3 protein-coding genes and 1 pseudogene are annotated in these 3,027 nt (G+C 63.2%); 2 read left to right on the top strand and 2 right to left on the bottom strand.

Features of this window, described 5'->3' with window-relative positions; all coding sequences use genetic code 11:
* The first annotated feature begins 97 nt into the window (after positions 1–97).
* Positions 98–559, top strand: a complete 462-nt coding sequence (locus AC1D1W_RS20360) for an Hpt domain-containing protein (RefSeq protein ID WP_243181081.1) — start codon at positions 98–100, stop codon at positions 557–559.
* Here AC1D1W_RS20360 and AC1D1W_RS20355 read toward each other — a convergent pair.
* Positions 556–1,326: a response regulator transcription factor gene (locus AC1D1W_RS20355; RefSeq protein WP_243181082.1), complete on the bottom strand. Its 771-nt coding sequence runs from the start codon at positions 1,324–1,326 to the stop codon at positions 556–558. The two genes, AC1D1W_RS20360 and AC1D1W_RS20355, sit on opposite strands and share 4 nt — an antisense overlap.
* 464 nt (positions 1,327–1,790) lie before the next feature.
* Between AC1D1W_RS20355 and AC1D1W_RS20350 the strand changes: the two genes are divergently transcribed.
* Entirely contained in the window at positions 1,791–2,858 is a 1,068-nt protein-coding gene (locus tag AC1D1W_RS20350) for a sensor histidine kinase (RefSeq protein ID WP_243181083.1), read from the top strand.
* A gap of 19 nt (positions 2,859–2,877) precedes the next feature.
* Here AC1D1W_RS20350 and AC1D1W_RS20345 read toward each other — a convergent pair.
* Positions 2,878–3,027 (bottom strand): annotated as a pseudogene (locus AC1D1W_RS20345) (tRNA pseudouridine(38-40) synthase TruA); the annotation flags it as partial.

Here is a 3,027-nt window from a genome sequence, read left to right as displayed (position 1 = left end):
GGGCAGAACCTGGCAATGCACCCGAAAAGCCACAATTTTGCCACAGGAAACACCGGAGTTGGAAACACGGTGCCGACGCAGCAAGTAGCGTGGGCACATGTCTTTCCTAGGTGCGCCAGACGACGGCGATGCAAACACTGGCTCCTCCGCCGACAGCTCCCCGCCTGGTGCGGGCACGGCCCAAACGGCTGCCGAAGAAGTTGCAAGCCCGATCGTGGACCCCTCCGCCCTCCAGGACCTCGGATCACAGCTGAACAGCCCGGCCGTGGCAAAAGGATTCGCCAGGGACTACACAAGGATGTGGGATCAGCGCTATCAGTCCCTCGCGACGTCCCTTGATAGCGGTGACGAGACCGCAGCACTGGACGCCGTCCTGAGCCTGAAGACGTCCTCTGCGATGGTCGGTGGCGTCCGTCTGGCCGAGCTCGCCAGAGAACTTGAGGACGCAATCCGCGTCCACGACGCCCGCCTGGCGCGGTTGCTCCTGCGTGAAGTCGCGGAGAGTGGAAACGACACCGTGGACGAACTGCAGCTCAGGCACAACCTCGGGGATCACTAGTCCACGGCTGGCGTGAGCCGGTACCCAACGCCGCGGATGGTCTGGAGCCAACGCGGTTGCAGTGGATCCTCCCCCAGCTTGCGACGCATGTTGCCAATATGTACTTCGACGGCACGCTCGTCGGATTCACTGATGTAGGCATCCGCGCTGTAATGCTGACCCCGCACTACCCGCACCAGATCAGTCTTCGACCGGACGGCACCTGCCCCTTTCAACAGGGCATGCAGGAGATCGAACTCACTACGCGTGAGGCTGACAGGAATGCCGTCAACAGTGACCGAACGCGTGTGCGGGTTCAGTACCAGGCCGTTGTGCCGGAATTCCGAAGCGTGGGACAGGACAAGGGCCTTTGACGGTGCCGTTCCCGGATCCAAGGACTTGGCCTCAGGGCCGTCCTGCCGAGGCCGGCGCATCATCGCAGACACCCGGGCTCGGAGCTCGCGCGGCCGGAACGGTTTGGTCATGAAATCATCGGCACCGGTATGCAGCGCGGTCAGCGTGTCCAACTCGTCCGTCCTCGCCGTCAGCATGACGACGTAGGCATCGCTGAACTGTCGAATTCGGCGTAGGACTTCAAAGCCGTCAATATCGTTGAGGCCAACGTCCAAGGTGACAACGTTGGCCTTCTGATTCCGCACGACCTCGACCCCCTCGCGACCGCTCGCTGCGCCGTGGACGTCAAATCCCGCCTGGCTCAATACCGCTTCCACGAGATGACGCACATCGTCGTCGTCCTCCACAACTACGGCGACTCCCAAGTCAGTCATGGTCCCCCTCACATCTGATGCGACACCTACCCCCATAGCGGCCGCGTCGGTACTGCTGTGCAATGATGATTCGCCAGCATTGCTAGAATACCCACGCTATAGCGCCAATGAACGTTTAGGCACAGTCGCGGCAATATATTTTCGTAACTTGTCAAGTTAACGTGACGAATGCTGTTAAATTGGAGTAGCGAGGAAGGGGCGCGGCTTCATTGAGTGAACAGCAACTGGTCCGGAACCCGGCAGGTTACTTTGCGGGATTCCCGCGGCGTGTGCAGGTGGCCCTATGCCAGCTTCCGCTCACACTGGCGATGACGGCTGTGGCGCTTGCAGCGCCCGGTGGCTGGCCCGGCCTCTTCGAGAGTGGCGTGTGCCGGGCTGCCTTTGCGCTCCTTCTGGCCCTCCTCATGGCCTGCCTTCTGGTGCCTTGGCAGCGGTTCGGGCCCTATGCTCCGCTCGCAATCCCTGTGCTCGACTTAGCCGCGATCTGCCTCGTCCGCAGTGGCAGCGTCGAAGGCCTGCCCGATCTCGGCATCTTGGCCGTCCTTCCGGTCCTCTGGGTCACGGCCTCCCGTTTGTCCGGTCCGGCGATCCTCTCGATCAGCTTCTTCGGGCCCCTGCTGACCGGCCTGCCGTGGTTGCTCAACGGCGGCTCAACCCCGGACCGAATCGCGGCCGCCGTTCTCCTGCCATTCATCACATTGGCAGTGGCCATTGCTCTGCGGGTTACTCGGCAACAGTTGACTGGGCGCCTGACAACCCAACTCCACGCCGGCTGCGAACGCGAACGACTGCTCAATGACGAAGTGTCCGGCCTGATCGATGCCCTGGCGGCCAAGGACGACGTGCTTTCCACCGTCTCCCACGAGTTCCGGACCCCCTTGACATCGATTATCGGCAATTTGGATCTAGCCCTCAGCGACTCGGAACATTTGTCCGCTCAGGCCCTCCGCCGCCTCGAAGTTGCGCAACGAAACGCCGAACGACTCCTCGCCCTTGTCTCGGATCTGCTGATGTCCGCCAACTCGGCTGTCCATGTCCATCCCCTGCGGACCGACCTGGCGAGCCTCGTGGAGGCGAGCCTGGGTTCGGCTCACGCACACGCCCAGGCTTCCCAGGTCACGCTCTCGATGGAGGTGCCGGCGCCGCTATGGGCGCACGTAGACCCGCTCCGGATCAGCCAGGCGCTGGATAACCTCATTTCCAACGCCATCAAATATTCCCCCAATGGCGGCAATGTGCGCGTCTCCGCCAGCACCGAGGGAGACCGGGTGCTGCTGCACGTGGAAGATGACGGATTGGGGATGACAGCCACCGACGCCGAACGAGTCTTCACACGGTTCTTCCGAAGCCCTGCGGTGCGGGACGGTTCCATCCCCGGGGCCGGGCTCGGGTTGTCGATCACGAAGGCGATCGTGGAGCGCCATGGCGGCTCCATCTCTTGCAACACCCTCCTCGGATCCGGAAGCACCTTCACGCTGGAGCTCCCTGCGAAAGGCACCGCGCCGGCTTACTCCCAGCCGGCGTTCCCATAGCCGCGTTCCAGGTCTGGATTTAGGCCCGCAGTGCCCGCGTCAGTTCGGCCCGGGCCAGCATGCCGCTCTCTGTCGGGTAGGCCACTTCCTCGAGCACCAGCGGGTGCGGGGCTGCGAGCACGGAGCGGGCGTCGCGCTGCCGGGCGAGGAGCCGCTCGTAGAGCCATTC

The organism is Arthrobacter sp. P1_B4 (assembly GCF_056406555.1).
This window is presented reverse-complemented; position numbering and strand designations above follow the sequence as displayed.

Coding starts and splice junctions, on each gene's coding strand:
- AC1D1W_RS20360 (WP_243181081.1), top strand. CDS start 98: ATGTCTTTCCTAGGTGCGCCAGACGACGGCGATGCAAACACTGGCTCC.
- AC1D1W_RS20355 (WP_243181082.1), bottom strand. CDS start 1,326: ATGACTGACTTGGGAGTCGCCGTAGTTGTGGAGGACGACGACGATGTG.